The sequence below is a fragment of the Tunicatimonas pelagia genome (assembly GCF_030506325.1).
Lineage (GTDB): Bacteria > Bacteroidota > Bacteroidia > Cytophagales > Cyclobacteriaceae > Tunicatimonas > Tunicatimonas pelagia.
In genome coordinates this window covers 4392555-4413409 of the sequence record NZ_CP120683.1, presented here as the reverse complement: position 1 = coordinate 4413409, position 20855 = coordinate 4392555, and the positions used below count along the sequence as shown (strand labels likewise).

Genomic DNA, 20855 nt, shown 5'->3' with positions numbered 1-20855 from the left:
AAGTGATGACTAAAAAATATAAGCGAAATATCTCCTGGAACCCAGACGTAGACCCAGAAACGGAAGATAGACTTGCTTATTTAGCCTTAAATGGACAAGAGCGATGGGACTACATGATGACCCTAATATTAGCTACTTATCCGAAGAAGGTGGTAACCTATGATAAACGTTAGATAGAGTGGACATAAACAATTCTTTTTGTGTTTAGATAATACGTAAAAAAGTAATACTGCTATGGAAACGCTAGCCCCACCCAAAGTTACTGCCGAAGCCTACCTGAAACAGGAGCGTCAGAGCGAAGAAAAACACGAGTACCACGATGGAACGATTATACCTATGTCTGGAGCCAGCATCCCTCACACAATTATTTGCGGAAATATCTATGCCTTGATTTGGTACTTTGTCCGAGAAAAAGACTTTACCGTGCATACGAGTGATCTACGGACTTTTGTACCTAAAACTCAACGCTATGTATACCCCGATGTAGTAGTGGTTCAGGGTGAGCCAACAGTTACTGATGAACAGAAAGATACCGTTACTAACCCTCTAATCGTCATAGAGGTTCTATCGGAAAGCACCGAGGCTCGCGATCGCGGGGATAAGTTTGAAGCCTACCGCACCGTAGATACTTTGAGAGAATATGTATTAGTTTCTCAAGAAAAGCCTCACATTGAAGTATTTTCTCGCAACTCAGCCCAAGATGTGTGGAAATTAACTGAGGCAAGTGGATTAGATAGTAACATTAAATTACCTGCCCTCGATTTAACTTTATCGCTGACTGATATTTACGCCAAAGTGAATTTTGAGAAGAAAGCATAGCGACACTCTCTTTCCTTTTAATCGAGTAGAATCAATTCCCACCAATAATTCCAGCCTTTGGTTATAAATCCGTGCGGGGCTTTTCTATCTTTGCGGCTATGGCAAAGAATAAATCCAAAGAAGCAGCTCCGCACGAACCCGAAAGTTCGCTCAAGCAAGTAATCGCCCACGCGAAAGAGTACGGTTTTGTATATCCTTCCAGCGAAATTTACGATGGCTTGCAAGCCGTCTACGACTACGGTCCTTACGGTGTAGAGCTTAAAAACAATCTCAAGCAATTCTGGTGGCAGGCCATGACGCGTCTGAATGATAACATTGTCGGGCTGGATGCTGCCATCTTTATGCAGCCCCAGACCTGGAAAGCCTCCGGTCACGTAGATAGCTTCAACGATCCGATGATCGATAACAAAGATTCTAACAAAAGGTACCGAGCTGATACACTGATTGAAGATAAAGCAGCCCAACTAGAAGCCGAAGGTGAGATCAAAACCGCCCAGTTGCTGCTAAAGCGCATGAATGAATTGCTGGAAGCCGAAGACCTAGCCGGAGTACGTGATTTAATTGTTGAGTACGATATTACTTGCCCCGAATCAGGTACAACCAACTGGACCGAGGTGCGACAGTTCAATCTAATGTTTTCCACTCAGGTAGGTTCGGTAGCCGAAGATTCTAGTAAAATATACCTTCGTCCTGAAACCGCTCAGGGTATCTTTGTCAACTTTTTGAATGTGCAGAAAACTGCCCGGCAGAAGGTGCCTTTTGGTATTGCCCAGATTGGTAAAGCTTTTCGAAATGAGATTGTGGCGCGACAGTTTATCTTCCGAATGCGAGAGTTTGAGCAGATGGAAATGCAATTCTTCATTCGCCCCGGAACTCAAGCGGAGTGGTTTGATCATTGGAAGAAAATCCGAATGCGCTGGCACGAGACATTGGGTATTCCGACTGAAAAGTTTCGTATTCACGAGCACGAAAAGCTGGCCCACTACGCGGATGCAGCCATCGATATTGAATACCAGTTTCCGTTCGGGTTCAAAGAAGTTGAGGGAATTCACTCGCGAACGGATTTTGACCTTACCGAGCATCAGAAGCTTTCTAAGAAAAAGCAGCAGTACTACGACCCGGATGTGTCGGAAAGCTACGTGCCCTACGTGATTGAAACCTCCATCGGAGCGGATCGCCTGTTTTTGATGACACTCTGCGAAGCTTACACCGAAGATACTGGCGTAGACGCTAAAGGCAACGAGAAGAAACGAGTCTATCTAAAAATTCATCCGGCTTTGGCTCCAGTAAAAGCTGCAATTCTACCTTTAATCAAAAGAGATGGATTACCTGAAAGAGCCAAAGAAATTTACGAGTCGCTAAAGCTGGATATGAAGGTGGTGTACGAAGAAAGTGCCGCCATTGGTAAACGCTACACCCGGCAAGATTTAATTGGAACGCCCTACTGCATTGCGGTAGACCACCAGACGCTGGAAGATAATACCGTTACCATCCGCGAACGCGACAGCACCGAGCAAGAACGTATTCCGGTAAGTGAACTTCGTTCTACCTTGCTAGAGCGACTTTCTCTGCAAAACGTTCTCCGCACACTGGTTTCGTAGCTAAATTCAACTATTTACTAATTCCCCACCTATACAATTAGGTACGCGACTTAGAAACTGTTTTAGAATTAGTTTAGCCGCCTAATCATCAGGGGTAGTATAGCGAGATAGACCATGCTTTTCGAGTTTTTTCTGGTCTTTTCATAGTCTAGGTTCAACTTGCGCCAACAGAAAAGCGCAAATATTTTGAATATTGCGCTTTTTAGCTGGCTTCTTGTGAATCGTGAAAGGGCAAAACCAGCTTGAGCTGGCCCTCTTCACAGATGGTTATTGTAGTATAATCTATTCTACCGCAACTAAGATATCTACCTCAGCATCGCTGGGGTTCGTCGCCTTTGTACCGTATACTTCAAAATCGGCGGTATACCTTCGGGCTAGTTCTGTAGCCCATATTTTTGACCAGTGGTTGATAATTAGCCCTTGAGCCAGATCGCCTTTGGCAGTAGTTTTCACATAATTACCACCATCAAATGATCTTCCGGCCATTTCCTCTGGAATTTCATCTAGGCTATTGACCTTGCAACCGAGTATAGTTGTGTAAGGCTGGGTATGGTCGCCCTCATAGTCGGTATACAACGAGTAGACGGTATCATCAACTTTGTTGGGAATTTTACTCAGCATGTTTTCTGCCATGAATTTGCTCCATAGTTGGCCAATATCTTGCGCGGCTTGCCCATTTTCGTTGGTGGTTCTTACCGAGATGCCAATAAGTTGAAACGGTTCAATTTTTACGGTTTTCATATTCAGATGATTTTGATTTTCCGCTAAGTTCGGGGAGGCAGATGACAAGGGGATGTCAGGGGTGGGTAAACATTTTTTACGACACTGCTCGAAATATTCCTGAAGGGTAATAGGATGTGGCTCAAATGACTGGTTGGTAACATGTAATGACTGTATGCAATCCAGGCGAAACGCCCGAAAATCGCTTCTTAAGCGGCAAAAAGCGACTAGTATCCAGTTTCCCTGAGTGCTGTACAATGCAAAAGGCTCTACCGTTCGCTGACTACGCTGGTCGGACAGTGACTTATAATCTAACGCAGCCACTTGATAATTGGTAATGGCCGACTGAAGGTTCATAAGATGATGACTCGCTTTTTCTAGCGGGCGATCAGAACGAATCTGGAGGCGGGCAGTCAGCAGCTCAGTTTTCTCCTGCTGCGTATGCTTGAGTACTGATTTGATTTTGGTAATAGCTCGGTGATACTGCTCCGCTAAAGATTGATCTTGATTTCGGGCAATCAGTTGTTCGGCAGTAATCAGCGCATTAGCTTCTTCCTCACTGAACATCACCGGGGGGAGATTATAACCATCTACCAACGAATAGCCTTTTCCTTCCTCTGTTACAATGGGAATACCTGATTGCTCTAACGTTCGGATATCGCGGTAAATGGTGCGGATGCTCACTCCGTGCTGTTGAGCCATAGCCCGAGCCGTAATTATCCGGCCTGCTTGAAGTTGAGTGATTAAAGTGGTTAATCGAGCGAGGCGAGGTTTATTGTCTTCAGTCATTTCTGACGCTGCTGGTTAGTATTTGTTTTTCCGCCGTTCGGTTTGAATGGCTTTATAGAGTTTATCCTGCGCTTTACCTTTCTGTCGCTTCTCCCGAACGGTGCTTGAGAAATGTTCTTGCTCACGCTTAAGTTTGAGGTAATTGTTGTAAGCCTCTTCCGAAATGCTTCCTTCGCTTACGGCTTCCGTTACTGCACAACCTTGTTCGTGAGTGTGAGTGCAGTTGTTGAATCTGCAGTTGCGAGCCAAGTCGGTAATCTCATCGTAAGTCTGCTCCAAACCTGTTGCTTGGTCGGTCATACCTACCTCGCGCATACCAGGAGTATCTATGACAATGCTCTGATTAGGAAGCAGTAGTAGCTCTCGGTGGCTGGTAGTATGCCGTCCTTTGTTTGTGCTGTAGCTAATAGCACTGGTTTTAAGGGTTGGCTGAGCGTTTAGTCGATTAACGATCGTAGATTTACCTACTCCCGAAGATCCCAAAAAGCAATAGCTCTGGTGAGGCTGCATAATTTCTAAAAGTTGGTCGAATCCTTCCCCAGTTTCGCTGCTAAGCGCAATTATCGGAATCTCCTTAATCCGGTCGTTCAGTTGACTGATCAGCTGCTCGATAGCTTTATTTTCTACCAGATCAATTTTAGTAAGGATAATGATCGGCTTTATGTGAGATGCATGACAGATAGTTAAGTAACGCTCTAGTCGCTTCAGGTTAAAGTCATGCCCCGTGGCCTGTACCAGAAAAGCGTAGTCAATATTGGTAGCAATGAGTTGAGTTTCGCCGTGTTGACCCACTGCCTGCCGTTCCAGTACGCTAGTGCGAGGCAGTATCTTTAGTATCACAACCGAGTTGGCATCCATTGGAGCTATTTTTACCCAATCTCCCACGGCGGGAAAGTCTCGGCGACTTTGGGCTACAAACCGCAAGTTACCGGTAATCTCCGCGCTAAAGATCCCTTCGGTAGTTTGTACTACGTAGCGTTCTTTATGTTCTACCACCACCCGACCGATGGCTGATTCGTCTTCAGCAGCCAGGTCGACGAGTTTTCGTATTTTTCCAGTAAATCCTAATTGGGCGAGTTCCATTTTATATCATGGCAAGATAGTGGAATCAGCTAAGGATTGAAAGATATTGCTGTTCTGGATCATTCCAAGATTTTGGCCACTGAATCCAAAAGATGGGTTAGCTACCGCTTGGTAATTAGTGGTAGGTTTGTATAAAATCAACCAAGATACAACCATGAACAAAAAAATTGTCTTAATCACTGGAGTAAGCCGGGAAGAAGGAATTGGGTACGGGGTAGCTAAGAAAATGGCCGAGCAAGGGTTTGACGTTATCATCACAGCCCGTTCTCAGGAGAAAGCCGAAACCTTATCTAAGAAGATCGCTACCGGTAGTGTGAACGTAGTTGCCGAAGCATTAGATGTAGAAAACGCCGAAAGTGTAAGCAATCTAGCCGACTTTATTCGCTCCCGTTACGAACGGCTCGATGTACTCATTAATAATGCTGGAGCTGGATTTGACTTTGGAGTACATCCGCTAGAAACAGACTTTGACAGTACAAAGAAAATATTCGAGACCAACCTTTTTGGAGCCTGGCGAATGATTCAGCAATTTCATCCTATGCTAAAAGCTTCTGACGAACCCCGAATTGTCAATATTTCTAGCGGAGCGGGTTCTTTTGGCGATCCGCAATTCGGGCTGGGAGTTCACCCAGCAATAGTTACTTCCTACGGTTTATCTAAATTGGCACTGAACGGATTGACGGTAAAACTAGATCGTCAGTTCCGGAAAGCGGGTGAGAAAATCAAAATTAATTCAGTCTGTCCCGGCTTCGTAGCGACCTATCCCGGAACGGCGGAAATGGGTGCCCGTCCGGTGGCTGAAGCTGTTGACGGCATTATTTGGGCAGCTACCTTGCCCCCCGATGGGCCTAGCGGTGGATTCTTCCGAGACAAAGCTCCTTTACCCTGGTAACACATTCTACGTCGATAGCTGACGGGAGTAACTCGCTTTAATTCTAGAACTTCTGTGTAAACCATTACCAACAGTTTAAGAATTGTTGGCTCGGTACGTTTGGGGAGTGACTTCCGTCAGCTTTTTAAAAAATTTAGTAAAATGGGTAGGTTCCGAGAAGCCCAGATGAAAAGCAATTGCCGAAATAGGTTGGGTGGTGTACGCCAATAAGTACCGAGCCTCCTTCACTCTTCTCTTACTGATAACGGTCTTAGCCGTTCTGCCCAGGTTATTAGAAATCGTCTGGCTCAAGTGATTAGCCGAAATGTTCAGCAAGTCGGCGTACTCCTCAATGGTGGTTTTAGTCAGAAAGTGCTCGTTTACCAAGTATTGAAACTGAGCGGTGATTACCGCCCCGGCCCGATCACGCGGATTATCGCCAGAGTGTATTTCGTAGATTCGTCGCACTTTCCAAAGTATGGCCTGGAAGTGCGATTTGATAACCTCTCGACTAAATTTTTCCTCACTAGCCTGCTCTTCAATAATAAGTTGAAACAGCAGTTTCAGCGGCTCAAAGTCAGCGGCCCCTACCGAAATAAGGTTGGTCTCATTGATGTTGAAAAAAGGATACTGATGCAGAAAATTAACCTGTTCGGAAAAGTCTAGAAACTCGCTTTTGAAGAACGTACAGAACCCAAACCAATCACCCTGTTTCTCCCACTGGGCAATTTGCCCGGGGGCTACGCAGAGAATAAAGTTATCCGGCTGATCAAACGTAGTTTCGTTGAGGGAATACGACAAGTTTTTAGTTCCGAAGTTAAGGGCTAGCGTGTAAAAACTGGTTCGGTGGGGCTGGGTGGTGGTTTGTTCCAATTCATTTGCTTCCGCCATATTGAAGCAGTGAAAAAGCGGGTTACGGGTTCGGAGATGCGATCCCGTTAATCGGTGCAAATCATTAATCTCCTGGTATAAGGGTATTCCGTTCAATAGTTGGTAGTTACTCGCTGATTAATTAACGCTATTGCTAACCAGAGACTCAGCATTCTCGGTGGCAATCTTGTAAGAGAGAAATGCTTACTTCATACTAACCCGTTTGATCAAGTAATTCCGTAAAACTTGATCAAAACCCTGATTAATGTCGGCAGTTACAAAATCAATCTTGGCTTGTCCGCAGCGAATTTCTAGTTCTCGGAAGTATTCGGCCACGTACTTTTGGTAAGCATCTTTCACTTGGGAAGGCTGTAACTTTAGCCGTTCGCCCCGCTCCATATCAATAAACTCGTAAGGTCGCTCTTCAAAATCAAAGTCAAGCTCAGTTTTATGATCGATTACATGGAAGAGAAGCACTTCATGCCGATTATGCTTCAAATGCTGCAAGGCTCCGAATATCTGATCGGTTTCTTCCTGGTTCTCAAACATATCACTGAAAATAATTACCAGCGATCGCTTATGAATTTTCTCCGCCACTTGGTGCAGCACATTGGCTACCGACGTTTGTCGGGAAGAGGATTCTTCTTTTAGCAGATTTTCTAAGACCAAGAAAAGCTTATGCAAATGTGAAGCCGTAGACTTTACTTGGGTTTGTTGGTCAATGTCTTCAGAAAATACGCAGAGCCCCACCGCATCGCGCTGTTTCTGTAATAAATGAGCCAAGGCTGCGGTAGCCATCACACTAAACGTGATTTTACCCTTGTTCTTCTGCGGATAATACATAGAAGACGAATTGTCTACCACCAATTGGCAACGTAAGTTAGTTTCTTCCTCGTATCGTTTCGTGTACAAACGGCCCGTTTTGGCGTATACTTTCCAATCAATATGCCGGGTGCTTTCGCCCGTATTGTAGAGGCGGTGCTCAGCAAACTCTACCGAAAAACCGTGGTAGGGTGATTTGTGGAGTCCGGTAATAAATCCTTCTACTAATTGCTTGGCTAGTAGTTCAATATTACCAAACTCTCTAATTTCGGACAGATTAAGCATAAGCGAAGAGTGGATTTACGGATGTATGTTTGCAAGGTACAACGAAGGAAATTATAGGAAGGTTAATTGGCCTATTTTCTGCCTGATAGAGAAAATTACTCGGCCGTAATACCGGTGTGCGAGAACAAAAGTTTAATAAAATTGTTTTGTTTGCTCTTTTTCCTTGTAACATTTCTTGCATTTATGCTATATTTAGGACAGTTTAGTGTTGGAACTATTTATAATAACTTAAAACGGATTACCTACATCTTAAATTTTGGACGTTGTGGAAGACAATCAAGGAAAAGATCGAGCAGAAATTTACTCTCAACGGGTACGAGCCGGAAAGCGCACGTACTTTTTCGATGTGAAATCAACGCGCTCTAACGACTATTATTTAACCATTACCGAAAGCCGAAGACGTTATAAGGACGACGGGTACTTTTACGAGAAGCATAAAATTTTTCTCTACAAGGAAGATTTTAACAAGTTTATGACCGCACTACAAGAAACTGTAGGGCACGTAAAAGAAGAGTTAATGCCCGAATATGATTTCGATCAGTTCGAGAATAACAATCACGAAGAGGTAACTACCACCCAGGAAGCTCCGGCTCACGCGACTACTAGCGTAGACGAAGAGTTGAAATGGGACTAGTATTTCAATAACGCATCTCTTACTGAAGCCCGTACGCAGCCGGGCTTCTTTCTTCTGCTGCCTTAACTGTCTAATCGTATTTTTTAGCATATCTTGCAGACATGCTAAACCGAAGGCTCCTCTATTTTTTACTAGCACTAATCGCAGCCGTTTTGGTTGCTTGGATATTCTCCGACATCTTCTCGTACGTGTTGATTAGCTTAGTGCTATCTACTATCTTCTCCCCACTCACCAATTATATTCATCAGTTTCAGTTCTACGGGGTACACTTCCCCCGCTTTTTGGCAGTCTTACTTTCATTTACCATTATCTTCGGGGTGATATTCTTATTTGTGCTGTTATTTATTCCGTTAATTAGAGATCAGTCAGAAATTATTGCGAAGATTAACTATGAAAGTCTGTATGCCCGCGCCAGTGCACCTTTACAAAACCTCGAGCAGTTTTTACGAGATAAAAACATCACTGAAAAATCTCCGGGTTTTTTGGTGGATGACCTACGGAATAGTCTACTAGGCTTCATTACTAAAGTTGAGTTTCAGGATATTATCAATAGCCTAATTTCTTTTACCGGTAACTTTTTTGTAGGAACCCTTGCGGTAATATTTATCACCTTCATTTTTATGTACGAAAAAGGCTTGGTTCGTCGCCAGGTCATTAAGCTAATTCCTAACCAGTACTTTGAGGTATTTATTGCCGCAATCTACAAGATTGAAACATTGCTTTCCAACTACCTCATTGGACTATCTTTTCAGGTGTTTGCTATTTTTTGCATCGCTTCACTAGGCTTAAGTATTTTAGGAGTAAAGTACGCCTTCACCATTGCAATTTTCGCCGCACTCGCCAATCTGATTCCTTACGCTGGGCCCATACTAGGAGCTACCTTTGGTATTATTGTAGGGCTATCTACCATAGTTGCCGATGGCAATACTCAACAAATAGTGGTGTTGATTATTAAAATCTTATCGGTGTTTGCCGTAGTACAACTCACAGATAATTTGCTACTTCAACCGCTTATTTTCTCTAAAAGCGTGAAAGCCCATCCTTTAGAAATTTTTATTATTATTTTTGCGGGCGCTACTGTGGCGGGTGTCATCGGCATGATTGTCGCCATCCCCGTGTATACTATCTTACGTGTGGTTACTATGGAACTCTACATCGGCTACAAGCAATACCGAGTGTTTAAAAGTTAATAATAGACAGTACACAACGAGACCGAAATTTAGAATCAATCGCTACCGAAACTAAGAAGCCAACTCTCGTAATCTACTGAATCTTGAAACCTATGAATCTTCGTGACTAGTGACCAAAAAAAGAAAAGACTGTGGACAGTCGCCTATTGACTATAAACTTTTAGCAATTTAAGAAGATATGAGCTTACAGTGTGGTATTGTAGGACTGCCTAATGTCGGTAAGTCAACCTTATTTAATGCCTTGTCTAGTGCTAAAGCTGAGGCAGCCAATTTCCCTTTTTGTACGATTGAACCCAATGTAGGGGTGGTCACCGTACCTGATTCTCGCCTCAAGACACTAGAAGGCTTAGTAAACCCCCAGAAAGTAATCCCAACAACTATTGAATTTGTGGATATTGCTGGCTTGGTAAAAGGAGCCAGCAAGGGCGAAGGGCTGGGCAATAAGTTTTTGGCTAATATTCGGGAAGTAGACGCTATCATTCACGTAATCCGGTGTTTTGCCGACGATAATGTGGTGCATGTGGCGGGCAGTGTCGACCCGGTGTTCGATAAAGAGGTGATTGATACGGAACTACAATTAAAAGATGTAGAATCCGTAGAGAAGAAAATTACCCGACTAGAAAAAATTGCTAAGTCCGGCGATGCCAAAGCAAGAAAGCAGTTAGCTACTCTACAAACCTACAAGACCCATTTGGAGAGCGGCAAAAATGCTCGCTCCATTGACGTGCCAGCGGAAGATAAAGAAGCGGTAGCCGATCTTTTTTTGCTAACGGCCAAACCCGTAATCTACGTAGCTAACGTAGACGAAGCCTCCATCACTTCTGGCAATGCGTACGTGAATGCCCTAAAAGAGGCAGTGCAACAAGAACAATCCGACGTTTTGTTGATTAGTGCGGCTATTGAATCGCAGATTGCCGAACTCGATCCCGAAGAGCGAAGCTTATTTTTGGAAGAATACGGTCTACAGGAGTCTGGTTTGGATCAGCTTATCCGGGCTTCGTACCATCTGCTGAATTTAATCACCTACTTTACAGCAGGTGAAAAAGAAGTACGAGCCTGGACCATCGTAGATGGCTGGAAAGCTCCCCAAGCAGCGGGGGTTATTCATACTGACTTTGAAAAAGGGTTTATTAAAGCTGAAGTTATTAAGCTGGATGATTACCAGCAGTACCAATCAGAAGTAGCCGTGAAGGAGGCCGGAAAAATGGCCATTGAAGGCAAAGAATATACGGTGCAAGACGGCGATATTATGCATTTTCGGTTTAATGTCTAATAAAAGTCTTACAAACAGGCGATTTAAAGCGTGGCAAATCCTCTATTTTTTATACTTTAGAGTAAAATTGAGTATAAATACGCATTTTTTTTAGTTATTGTTAAACAATTTCATCGCTCATCCATTTTCTAGTAATGGATAAGTCCATACACATTTTTTTTAACTTTTTTCAACATCAAAACTAGGCATTTTTGAGGGTTCGTATCGTTTTCATATTGAAGAATAAAGGATCTCACGTCCCCTTTCACCATCAATACTTGTTAGCGCAATTAATCAAAGGTATTATGGTGCGTGGTGGGGAAGAGCACTTTATCAACACTAATGTTTATAACTTTTCGGGGCTGAAAGGCCAGACGAAGATTAGCCGTAATGGTTTGCACTTCTACTCAAGCCGGGTTACGTTAGTGTTTTCAGCAACCGACCGGGAGTTAATTGATTATTTTTTGAAGCATTTGTTCTCTTTTCCGCAAATTGATGTGGGGAGCATGATGTTAATTCCGGAATGTGTAGAGATGGAAGGAGAGGTAGAGTTGGGCGACGTAATGAAGTTCGTTTGTATCTCACCTTTAGTTTTGGTAAAGCCTTCTTTTAACGATGATCGGGGTAAACGGTTTATCCTTCCTACCACCGACACGTTTTCTGATCTGTTATATGAGTCTTTGATGATCCGCATGGAGAAGTCGGGACAGTTTGTAGCAGAAGAACTAGAGCAATTTTACAAATTTCAGTTAGTACCCGATAAAGACTATCTGGCTCGTATTCAAGATCAGCAGAAAAAGTTTGCGCGCATTTATCCCCTCTACGATCAGGATGTAAAATATGAGGTGCGCGGGTATACTTTCCCGTTTGTACTGTATGCTGCTCCAGAGGTGCAGAAGTTCATTATTACTAACGGGTTAGGTCTGTACACCCACAAAGGGTTTGGTATGCTTGATATTGCTGGAGCTGATCCTGGTAAAAAAACCCAGAAATACGAATTTGATAATTCCCTAGCTCAATCATCTGGGCAGTAGACCTTAGCGTCCGCCTAGTTGAGAAGATATGCGCGTGTAACCCGCTAAAATATCACCTCGAGTACCAATAGGTCGGGTATACACTAAAATATCGTATTCACTTTCTACTTCAAAGTAACTCCCTTCAAAAGGATAAGGGTAATCATCCTGGCTATCTACTACGTAGTACTGGTAATTGTAGAATCCTTGTTTTAGCAGCAAATCAGCAGTATAGCTTTTCAGCGTTGAGTCGTAGACCATTCGATTTTCAGGAGTTAGTTCTCGATTGTTGAACGCGCCCACTACGTATACGTCTCCCGCAATTTTCTGGTTAGCCTCAAGAAGAAATTGGGTTTGCACATAATCGGCACTCAGTTCATCTCCCCGGATATCGAGGTTACCTAATACGTAAGCTCCGTTCAAATCTTCGTATTGGCTGTAGAGTTCTGTGCTCCGATTACGGTCGGGTAGTAAGAAAGCTTCTACCGGAACCTGATCGCGACGAATATCGCCTACGTTTTGCCCTAGCGCGTTCAGCGTTCGTAAGTCAAAAAAGCGGTACTCATTGCCCGCATAAAAGTTGTTTTGTAAATCGAAGTGTTGGTACTCTAGCTGTTGTCGTTCCTGACGGACAAAGGTAGGTTCCAACCCCTCAATAGCATTAAACCATCGGTTATTCTGCCGGACTACTACGTAAATATCTTCCAGCGGATTAGGAATATCGACACTGCCGTAATCGACAAAAAATTCAATCTGATGGCTAGTTACTCGCTCAGTGACCCCGCTGGACTGTATTACCTCCGCGCCTACACCCATCATCTGGTCGTACACCATCAGCCGTTTAGTAAGCACTACATTGGCTTCGTTACCATCTTCGTAAACCGAAATAATGTAGTTGCCCGGCAATTTTACCCGAGGAACGGACATCCGGTATTGGGTATACGGCACTTTGGTGTTATAAGAAAATGCTTCGTTAGTAATAGGGAACTCGTTGTACTCAAAAAGAAAGTCTATGTTTGACAAATTAGATTTGCGCCAGTCAGCATTGCAGTGAATAAGTTTCGCCCGGTAGTCTGTGCTAATATTTTCACCTAATTCTAGAATATCGAAAGCTAACACTAACGGAGTAGGATCGCCAATACGAAGGGCTGACGACCACAGCACGCCATCGGGCAAAAGCAAGCGAATGGAGCGGGCATTAGAGCGAAAAGCTTGGTCGTAGAAAATTTGGTCGGGTGATGAAGCAGCGGTATTAGCAGCAGTGGAGTTGCCCGTAGGAGCTATCGGAACGCAGGCGGGAAGAGTAGATAGTATGAAAAAACTAAGACTGATAAAAAGTTGAGTAGTGTAGCGAATCATATCTGAGTAACGTAGGCTATGACTAATCGTTGTTCAACTTGGCTTCTATTTCCTCTACCTGCAATGCTAGGTTTTCCCACTGTTGGTTTGCTTCGCTTAGCTGCTGATCAACTTGCTCAAACTTCTCAGTTTCTTCTGCTAGGCGTTCTACATTACCAAACACCAACGGGTTGGCCAACTGCTGTTCTACTGCCTTTTTCTCTTTCTCTAGACTACCAATCGTTGTTTCAACCGTTTCCAGTTCTTGCTGCAACTTCTTTAAGTCTCGCTGAAGGTTACGCTGAACATCAGAAAGGCGCGACGAACTAGGTTCTTTTTTTGGTTTAGGCGCAGGCGGCTTCTTTTCTAGAACCGTGGGCTGACTCGCTTCCCGTTGAGATTGCCAGTAGCTGTATTCCTGATAGGTGCCCGGGTATTCTTTTACCTCCTTACTTTCAATGTACCAGATTTTGTTGGCTACTCGTGAGATAAAATGACGGTCGTGAGAGACAATTAAAAATGTACCCTGATACTGCTGTAACGCCTGCACCAAAATATTTACCGACTGAATATCGAGATGGTTAGTAGGCTCATCGAGTAGCAGAAAATTAGACTCACTAATGAGCGTACGAGCTAAAGCCACCCGTGATTTTTCCCCTCCCGAGAGCACCTTTATTTTTTTGAATACATCTTCGTCTAAAAACAGAAAGCAACCTAGCACATTACGAAGCTCCTGCTCGGTTTTTTCGCTTCCAGCCTGTTTGAGCTCTTCCAGAATCTCATTATCCAAGCTAAGTGCCTCTAGCTGATGTTGGGCGTAAAACGCCATTTCTACATTGTAGCCCCAGTCTCGTTCACCTTTAAACTCTTCGGTTCCGGCAACCATTCGCAAAAGCGTTGATTTGCCTTTTCCATTGGCACCAATAAGTGCAATTTTATCACCGCGCTCAATAGAGCAGTGGCTATTCTGGAGGATAGTTAGGTCACCGTAACGTTTAGTTGCATCTTTAATGGCTACTACCTGTCGTCCGGAGGGCTTATTGAAGGTAAATTTAAAGTTGACGGTAGCATTTTCATCCACTACGTCGCTCACCTTATCCATTCGGTCAAGCATTTTCACCCGAGATTGTACCTGCCTAGCCTTAGTGGCTTTGGAGCGAAATCGCTCAATAAAGCGTTCGGTTTGCTTAATTTTCTGTTGCTGATTCTCAAAGGCATTCTTTTGAATCTCCCGGCGTAGCTCCCGTTCTTCCAGATAGAAAGAGTAGTTACCAGCGTAAGTAGTTAACTGGGCATGAGATACTTCTACTGTAGTATCAATTGTATTATCCAAAAACTGCTGATCGTGAGATACAATGATAAACGCGCCTTCGTAAGAGCGTAGGTAATCTTCTACCCACTGAATCGATGGCAGATCCAGGTGGTTGGTCGGCTCATCTAGCATGAGTAATGATGGTTTTTCTAGCAGTAGCTTCGCCAACATTACCCGCATTCGCCAACCTCCTGAGAATTCCCGAAGCGGACGCCTTAGGTCGTTAGTGCTGAATCCAATTCCTTCTAAAATCTCTTCAGCCCGAGCTTGTAAAGTATAGCCTTCTAGTACTTCAAACTGCTCTTGTAAACGAGTAAGCTGGCTGACTAACTTATCTTCGTAGTCAGTTTCCATCTTTTTGAGCACCTTTTCTATTTTATGCTCAATCTCCAAAGCTTCCTCAAATGCCTGCATTGCCACATTCAGAATACTATCGTCAGACTGAAAAGAAAGTAAGTCTTGATTTAAGAAACCGATGGTACAATCATTCGCTTTGGTAATCTCACCTCCATCGGGTTGATACTCACCGTCAATTAAGCGCAGTAAGGTAGACTTTCCGGTTCCGTTCAAACCAATCAGTCCAATTTTGTCTTTGGGTTTAATGTGCAAGTTGGCTCCGTCGTACAGTGCCCTTCCTCCAATATGATACGATAAATTATTGATTGCCAGCATATCCGCAAAAATATAAAATTCATCAGATCAACATAACACCACTTAGGCAGAAAATATTTATAAATATTGGCTAGTAAGTTGAAAACATTATACTGCGCTAGGTAGTGAATCAGAACAGAGTAAATATGAGCTACGTTATCATATTTTTCACCTTCCCAGATTGGGAATATCGCTACTGTAATTTCCCATTCAGAGACACTTTCCCGAAAAGAAAGATTTTTCTTTTCTATGTAAGAAACTGATAATCAATATTTTACAAATAAATATGCTAAAAAAATTAGCCTAGCACTAATTATGCAATTATTGATATAGAAATATTGAAAAAATACTATTATGAATACTTTAGCTTCTTTCAAAATCACAGTTCTTTTACTAACTTTCGCTATCATTAGCATTACTAATACTGGTTTTGCGATTACTCCTAAAGCATCGGTTACCCTAGAAAATAGCATTCAGAACGAAAATGTAGCCCTTATCTGGAGCATTGATGAAGATGCAGAGGGGCAAATATTTGTGCAGCGAGCTGGCATAGATATGCAGTTTGAAACCATTGGTCAGTCTGAAGAAGTAAAAGACGGTCAGTTTGAGGATAAGCAACCGAAAGCAGGTATATCATTTTACCGATTGGCTGTTCAGCAAGCGGATGGTACGGTAACCTATCATAATACTATTACGGTAACTCACTAATTAGTAAGTAGTCATCTGGATAAAAGTATTCATAAACGTTAATAACGTTAATGCAGAAGGTGGTCGTTAGATCACCTTTTTGTTTTTTACCACAAAGGATAACTAGCTTTACGAGTAGCCAGAGGTATAATTTCTCAGCAAATAGCGAAATAGGCCAACCAAACAAGCTAATAATGAGTCTGGGTAATAACCCTAATAACGATTAAACATGAAATATTTTATTTTCAGTCTGTTGCTATTATTTACTGCTTGTTCAACACAAGAAGATGCTGATTTGGAAGCATCCGCCCAAGAGTCAGACTCTGAACAAGAGGTTCAGAAGTGGCAATTGGTAGAAATGTCGGGAAACATTGCGAATGTACCGCCTACTACGGGAGATAACATGAGCTGGCAAGAATTTTACCTTTTGCAATCAGACAATACCTTTAAAAAGGTTCGTGAGCAATATGGTGAAACCAAAGAAGCCAGTGGTACCTACGAGTATGTTACACTATCAGACGGAGAATATCTGGAACTGACTTACTCATCAGAAAACAACTTGATTGGTAACTGCTCTGGCGAAACTAATGAGCTATTATTTGTTGAATCTGAAAATACGCTAATTGGCACTTGGCGCGCGTGCGATGGTCCGGGTTTAGTATACGAAAAAGCAGGAAGCAGTCCTACCCAGTAGTCGTCTTTGCTCTTCAGGCAGGCTACTCCATCTCTATCTCCTGAAAATCAGTAGGGTTTACCCATCCGGCATTGAGTTCTTCTCCATCCATATAACGCTCGTAAAAACCTCGGGTACTTTCATTGGCGTAGACATATTCGTCGAAGATTTCACCTCGACCAAACATGCGGGGGTCACCCTGAGCTTTGAGTTCAGCCACCATCTGAGTTTTCATAGCTTCCATAATAGGGGCTACTTCCGGATCAAAGGCCAGATTGCGTACACAATCTGGGTCGTTGCCAATATTGTAAAACTCTTCGGTAGGACGTTGACCAAAATTCATCTTCCAATACTGCTCCATACCCGGCGTTTGGCGATTATTAAGAATGAATGTTTTGGTAGGGCTACCATCGGTGTTTAAGTATCCAGTTTCAGGGTTTCCGGCGGGCCAACGGTCAGGTTCGTAGTTGCGAATGTACAGATAATCATTTTTGACAATTCCCCGAATGGGGTATCCCCAGTCATTAGGACGGCCAATATCGTGGCGTTCCTTGCCAAGGAGAACATAATCCCAGGTAGCACTATCGGCAGATTGTTCTTCAAAGAAGTAAGAAAGACTTCGCCCCTGCATCGCCTGCATTCCGCTTTCTTCCGTTGAGACTTGGGCTAACTCCATCAACGTAGGCGCAATGTCAATGAAGCTGATATATTCTTCTACCTTCTTTCCAGATTGTTGAATTCCTTCGGGCCACATAATGGCAAACGGAAGGTGGTTAGAAAGTTCATAGGCTTGCCCTTTCACCCGAGGAAAAGGCATTCCATTATCGGCAGTGACAATTACAATAGTGTTTGCTAATTCACCGGCTTCTTCCAACATATCCAACATGTTAGCCAGATGCTGATCGAAGTACTCAATCTCGAAGGCATAATCTAACATATCAGTACGAACTGTATCGTTCTGTGGCCAGAAATTGGGAATATCATCAATGTCAGACAGTTGCTTTCCTCCTTTTTCAATTCCCACTCCGTATTCGTAACGGCGATGCGGCTCCAGGGAACCATACCAGAAACAAAATGGTAGTGAATCAGGCTTGGCAGTTAGAAAGTCTCGAAAGTTCTCGGCGTAATCGTTATTGCTAATATGTTCGGCCGGAGGATCGGTCTTTTTGTCGTTAAAAGCCGGGCCGGTAAGTTGCCGTTTCTTTCCGTTTATTTCACCAACCTGACCAGGTGCCCAGCCTTTGGCGGTATGCCCCACAAAGTATCCATTCTCATCTAAACTTTCCATGAACGTAGTGAACTTATCAGGGAAGTAGGGGATATGATTCGCAGCTTCTTCCAATTGCCAGGAGTTGCGTCCGGTCAAGATACAAGAGCGTGATGGTGCACATTTAGCATTAGGAGTGTAAGCGTTCGTAAAAAGTAAGCCATTTTCTGCAACCCGATCAAAGCCCGGAGTGTTTACCCAGGTGCAGCCATAAGCACCCATGTGGGGAAATGAAGCATCATCAGCAATAGCAAACAAAATATTGGGGCGAGGTACTTCTTCAGCTGTGGGGGCGGATTGACACGCACCCAAGATGATTCCCAAGATAGCTAGGTAGCCTAGTGGTCGTAGCATAAAAAATTTAGCGTAGGTCGTCTGGCAAGATAAAGAAAAGAAAACGAAAGGTGAAAGGTAGACGGCAAAGGGTAGAAGGTTTTATATGCTATGTACTACAATTGCCACCTTCAACCCTTCACCATGTGATCTATTCACTTCGTAGTGATTTCACCGGATTAGCTGAAGCAGCTTTAATGGATTGCCAACTTACGGTCAGCCAGGCAATTAGTAAGGCGGCACCTCCTGCTAAAATAAAAGTGCCGGGACCGATGCTAATTTTAAAAGCAAAGCCCTTTAACCAGGATTGCATAATAAAGTAAGCCAGTGGAATGGCCATGATGAATGCAACGACCACTAGTTTAGTGAAGTCCTTAGAGAGTAGTACTACTACATTGGCTACTGAAGCGCCTAGCACTTTTCGGATACCAATCTCTTTGGTACGTTGCTCAGCCATGAACGCCGCCAAACCTAACAGTCCCAAACAGGCTACTAAAATAGCTAGTCCGGTAAATACCGAGAAAACCTGTCCTAATCGCTGTTCAGCTCGGAACAACGCATCAAAATCTTCGTCCAGGAAACTGTATTGGAAAGGTTCTTCAGAAGCATACTGACCCCAGAGTTCTTCAACAGTAGCAAGTGTAGCTGATACATCGCCTGGAGCAGTTCGCACGGATATTTTACTTCCTTGAGTGGTGAGCATTAAGGCTAAGGGGCGAATGTTATTTCGTAGTGTCTCGAAGTTAAAATCTTTGAAAACACCTACTACCTTTAAATCCAAATGTGAACCATACTCGCCTCCACCGAAATACCGAATCTCTTCACTCAATGGATCATCGAGTCCGAATTCTCGAACCGCAGCTTCGTTAAGCAGTATAGCTGCTGTATCAGTCGGGAAATCACGGGAGAAATTACGCCCTTCCAATAGTTCAATCTTCATGGTGGGCAAATGATTATAATCTACATCGTAGGTAGAAACTAAAATATCCTGCTCTTCCCCCTTCTTGCGAAAGATAGTCGTATTGTTTACCCCCGGAGGTACATTGTTAGAGATGGAAGCATCTACAATAGCCGATTGACTGGCTAAATCCTGCCGTAGAGCCTCTTGCTTTCCCTTATCGAGACGCCAGGCTCCGTCAATGATGATCATATTTTCCTTTTCAAACCCTAAATTCTTGGTGCGCGTGTACTCTAGCTGCTGATAGACCAATAAAGTACAGATAATGAGTGTAATAGAGATGAAGAACTGAAATACCACTAGAACATTTCGAACTCCACTGCTCTTCATTCCCGCTTTCAATTTTCCCTTAAGCACTTCTACCGGACGGAACGAAGACAGGTAGAATGCCGGATAGCTGCCAGCTAGTAACCCTACCAGGAGCATCAGGCTCAGTAGGCTGAGCAGAAACCAAGGTTCGGCGAAGAGTGCCGAAGAGATTTCTTTGCCAGCCAGATTGTTGAAAGGAGAAAGTAGCAACCCTGCACTTACCAAAGCTAACACAGTGGCAATAAGACTGAGCAGCACCGATTCGCTCAAAAACTGACGAATCAGGTGAACTCGCATGGAGCCTAGTGTTTTACGTACTCCAACTTCTTTAGCTCGATTGGCCGAACGAGCCGTGGCCAGATTCATGAAATTGATACAAGCTAACAGAATAATAAAAAAGCCGATAGCGGCAAAAATATAGATATAGGTGATATCACCATTAGGCTCTAGTTCGTCTTGTAGATCGGAGTGCAGATGAATATCTAGCAACGGTTGCAGAAAATAACCATATTTATTTCCCTGCTCGAAAAAATCTTCTAACGAAACTCCTAAGAACTGCTGAACTTCTGGCCCTACATATTTAGCTACCAACCCTGGTAACTTAGCCTCCAATGATTCAGATGAAGCTCCTTCATGCAAGAGTAAATAGGTTTGAAAACTATTGTTGAACCAGCCGTCGTCGCGACTGTATTCTACTGCGCTCATAGAACGAAGCATGCTAAAGTGAACGTGAGAATTATCAGGCAGCTTTTCCAATACTCCTGTGATGGTATGCGGAGTTTTATCGCTACCCAATAATAAGGTTTTGCCCAAGGGTGGTTCATCACCAAAGTATTTGCGGGCTACATCTTCGGGTATCACAATGCTCGTGGGGTCAACCAGTGCAGTAGCTGCATCGCCAGCAAGTAGCGGAAAGCTGAATACATCAAAGAAGGTTGAATCGGCCATATACACATCTTCCTCAGAAATAACGGTTTCGCCGTAGCGGATTACCTGATTTCCCCAATGGGTATAGATGCGAGTAGCATTCTCTACTTCGGGGAATTCTTCCACTGCGGTGTAGGCCAGTGGCGGAGTAGTATTCGTAGTAAATACTTCCTGATCAGCAATTTTTCCGTTAAGTCCAACCCGGTAAATACGCTCGGCTTTCTCGTGGAAAGCATCATAACTAAGCTCGTGATGAACGTAGAGTAAAATCATAAGGCAACTGGCAATGCCAATACTCAGTCCCAGTACATTGAGAAATGTATACAGTTTCTGGTTAGCAAGATTGCGGAGGGTAATTTTCAGATAGTTCCTAATCATAATACTGGTAGCATAAGGTTGGCAAAAAGACGGAATTTCATCGGGGATACGAGTCCTGTATAAGTTAGATGTC

Annotated in this window: 18 protein-coding genes; 10 read left to right on the top strand and 8 right to left on the bottom strand. The window is 43.5% G+C overall.

All coding sequences use genetic code 11. From position 1 onward, the window contains the following. Positions 1 to 5 precede the first annotated feature (5 nt). The 3 genes from P0M28_RS18970 (at position 6) to P0M28_RS18960 (ending at position 2420) form a co-directional block, all read left to right on the top strand. Positions 6 to 173: a hypothetical protein gene (locus tag P0M28_RS18970; RefSeq protein WP_302204260.1), complete on the top strand. Its 168-nt coding sequence runs from the start codon at positions 6 to 8 to the stop codon at positions 171 to 173. Between the two features lie 61 nt (positions 174 to 234). After that, the gene (locus tag P0M28_RS18965; RefSeq protein ID WP_302204259.1) at positions 235 to 819 is read left to right on the top strand and encodes a Uma2 family endonuclease; all 585 of its coding nucleotides are present in this window, start codon (positions 235 to 237) and stop codon (positions 817 to 819) included. Between the two features lie 98 nt (positions 820 to 917). Further along, the gene (locus P0M28_RS18960) at positions 918 to 2420 is read left to right on the top strand and encodes a glycine--tRNA ligase (protein WP_302204257.1); all 1503 of its coding nucleotides are present in this window, start codon (positions 918 to 920) and stop codon (positions 2418 to 2420) included. A 282-nt stretch (positions 2421 to 2702) separates the two neighbouring features. Here P0M28_RS18960 and P0M28_RS18955 read toward each other — a convergent pair whose 3' ends face one another. Continuing rightward, a complete protein-coding gene (locus tag P0M28_RS18955) occupies positions 2703 to 3929 on the bottom strand; it encodes an effector binding domain-containing protein (protein WP_302204256.1) in 1227 nt (408 codons plus the stop codon). 15 nt (positions 3930 to 3944) lie between these two features. Next, entirely contained in the window at positions 3945 to 5012 is a 1068-nt protein-coding gene (gene rsgA / locus P0M28_RS18950) for a ribosome small subunit-dependent GTPase A (RefSeq protein ID WP_302204255.1), read from the bottom strand. 154 nt (positions 5013 to 5166) lie between these two features. Between rsgA and P0M28_RS18945 the strand changes: the two genes are divergently transcribed. After that, positions 5167 to 5904, top strand: a complete 738-nt coding sequence (locus tag P0M28_RS18945; protein WP_302204254.1) for an SDR family NAD(P)-dependent oxidoreductase — start codon at positions 5167 to 5169, stop codon at positions 5902 to 5904. A 75-nt stretch (positions 5905 to 5979) separates the two neighbouring features. Here P0M28_RS18945 and P0M28_RS18940 read toward each other — a convergent pair whose 3' ends face one another. Both P0M28_RS18940 and P0M28_RS18935 read right to left on the bottom strand, forming a co-directional pair. Then, positions 5980 to 6870 carry a helix-turn-helix domain-containing protein gene (locus P0M28_RS18940; RefSeq protein WP_302204253.1) on the bottom strand — a complete coding sequence of 297 codons (891 nt, stop codon included), beginning with the start codon at positions 6868 to 6870 and terminating at the stop codon, positions 5980 to 5982. 87 nt (positions 6871 to 6957) lie between these two features. Further along, the gene (locus P0M28_RS18935; protein ID WP_302204251.1) at positions 6958 to 7860 is read right to left on the bottom strand and encodes a DUF58 domain-containing protein; all 903 of its coding nucleotides are present in this window, start codon (positions 7858 to 7860) and stop codon (positions 6958 to 6960) included. A 265-nt stretch (positions 7861 to 8125) separates the two neighbouring features. Between P0M28_RS18935 and P0M28_RS18930 the strand changes: the two genes are divergently transcribed. The 4 genes from P0M28_RS18930 to P0M28_RS18915 all read left to right on the top strand — a co-directional run bounded on the left by P0M28_RS18930 (position 8126) and on the right by P0M28_RS18915 (position 11970). Beyond that, the gene (locus tag P0M28_RS18930) at positions 8126 to 8494 is read left to right on the top strand and encodes a DUF3276 family protein (protein ID WP_302204250.1); all 369 of its coding nucleotides are present in this window, start codon (positions 8126 to 8128) and stop codon (positions 8492 to 8494) included. 101 nt (positions 8495 to 8595) lie between these two features. Next, a complete protein-coding gene (locus P0M28_RS18925) occupies positions 8596 to 9684 on the top strand; it encodes an AI-2E family transporter (protein ID WP_302204249.1) in 1089 nt (362 codons plus the stop codon). Positions 9685 to 9862: 178 nt separating this feature from the next. After that, a complete protein-coding gene (ychF, locus tag P0M28_RS18920) occupies positions 9863 to 10957 on the top strand; it encodes a redox-regulated ATPase YchF (RefSeq protein WP_302204248.1) in 1095 nt (364 codons plus the stop codon). Positions 10958 to 11148: 191 nt separating this feature from the next. Further along, positions 11149 to 11970 carry a CRISPR-associated endoribonuclease Cas6 gene (locus P0M28_RS18915; RefSeq protein WP_302204247.1) on the top strand — a complete coding sequence of 274 codons (822 nt, stop codon included), beginning with the start codon at positions 11149 to 11151 and terminating at the stop codon, positions 11968 to 11970. A 3-nt stretch (positions 11971 to 11973) separates the two neighbouring features. Here the strand turns inward: P0M28_RS18915 and P0M28_RS18910 are convergent, their stop codons facing one another. Both P0M28_RS18910 and abc-f read right to left on the bottom strand, forming a co-directional pair. Next, entirely contained in the window at positions 11974 to 13308 is a 1335-nt protein-coding gene (locus P0M28_RS18910) for a type IX secretion system plug protein (RefSeq protein ID WP_302204246.1), read from the bottom strand. A 22-nt stretch (positions 13309 to 13330) separates the two neighbouring features. After that, the gene (abc-f, locus tag P0M28_RS18905) at positions 13331 to 15271 is read right to left on the bottom strand and encodes a ribosomal protection-like ABC-F family protein (RefSeq protein WP_302204245.1); all 1941 of its coding nucleotides are present in this window, start codon (positions 15269 to 15271) and stop codon (positions 13331 to 13333) included. A 333-nt stretch (positions 15272 to 15604) separates the two neighbouring features. Here abc-f and P0M28_RS18900 point away from each other — a divergent pair, with 333 nt between their 5' ends. After that, positions 15605 to 15958 (top strand): hypothetical protein, encoded by a 354-nt coding sequence (locus tag P0M28_RS18900; RefSeq protein ID WP_302204244.1) that lies wholly within the window; start codon positions 15605 to 15607, stop codon positions 15956 to 15958. Positions 15959 to 16166: 208 nt separating this feature from the next. Beyond that, positions 16167 to 16631: a hypothetical protein gene (locus tag P0M28_RS18895; RefSeq protein ID WP_302204243.1), complete on the top strand. Its 465-nt coding sequence runs from the start codon at positions 16167 to 16169 to the stop codon at positions 16629 to 16631. 22 nt (positions 16632 to 16653) lie between these two features. Here the strand turns inward: P0M28_RS18895 and P0M28_RS18890 are convergent, their stop codons facing one another. Both P0M28_RS18890 and P0M28_RS18885 read right to left on the bottom strand, forming a co-directional pair. Next, positions 16654 to 18231 carry a sulfatase family protein gene (locus P0M28_RS18890; protein ID WP_302204242.1) on the bottom strand — a complete coding sequence of 526 codons (1578 nt, stop codon included), beginning with the start codon at positions 18229 to 18231 and terminating at the stop codon, positions 16654 to 16656. A 130-nt stretch (positions 18232 to 18361) separates the two neighbouring features. Beyond that, positions 18362 to 20782: an ABC transporter permease gene (locus P0M28_RS18885; RefSeq protein ID WP_302204241.1), complete on the bottom strand. Its 2421-nt coding sequence runs from the start codon at positions 20780 to 20782 to the stop codon at positions 18362 to 18364. Positions 20783 to 20855: the final 73 nt, after the last annotated feature.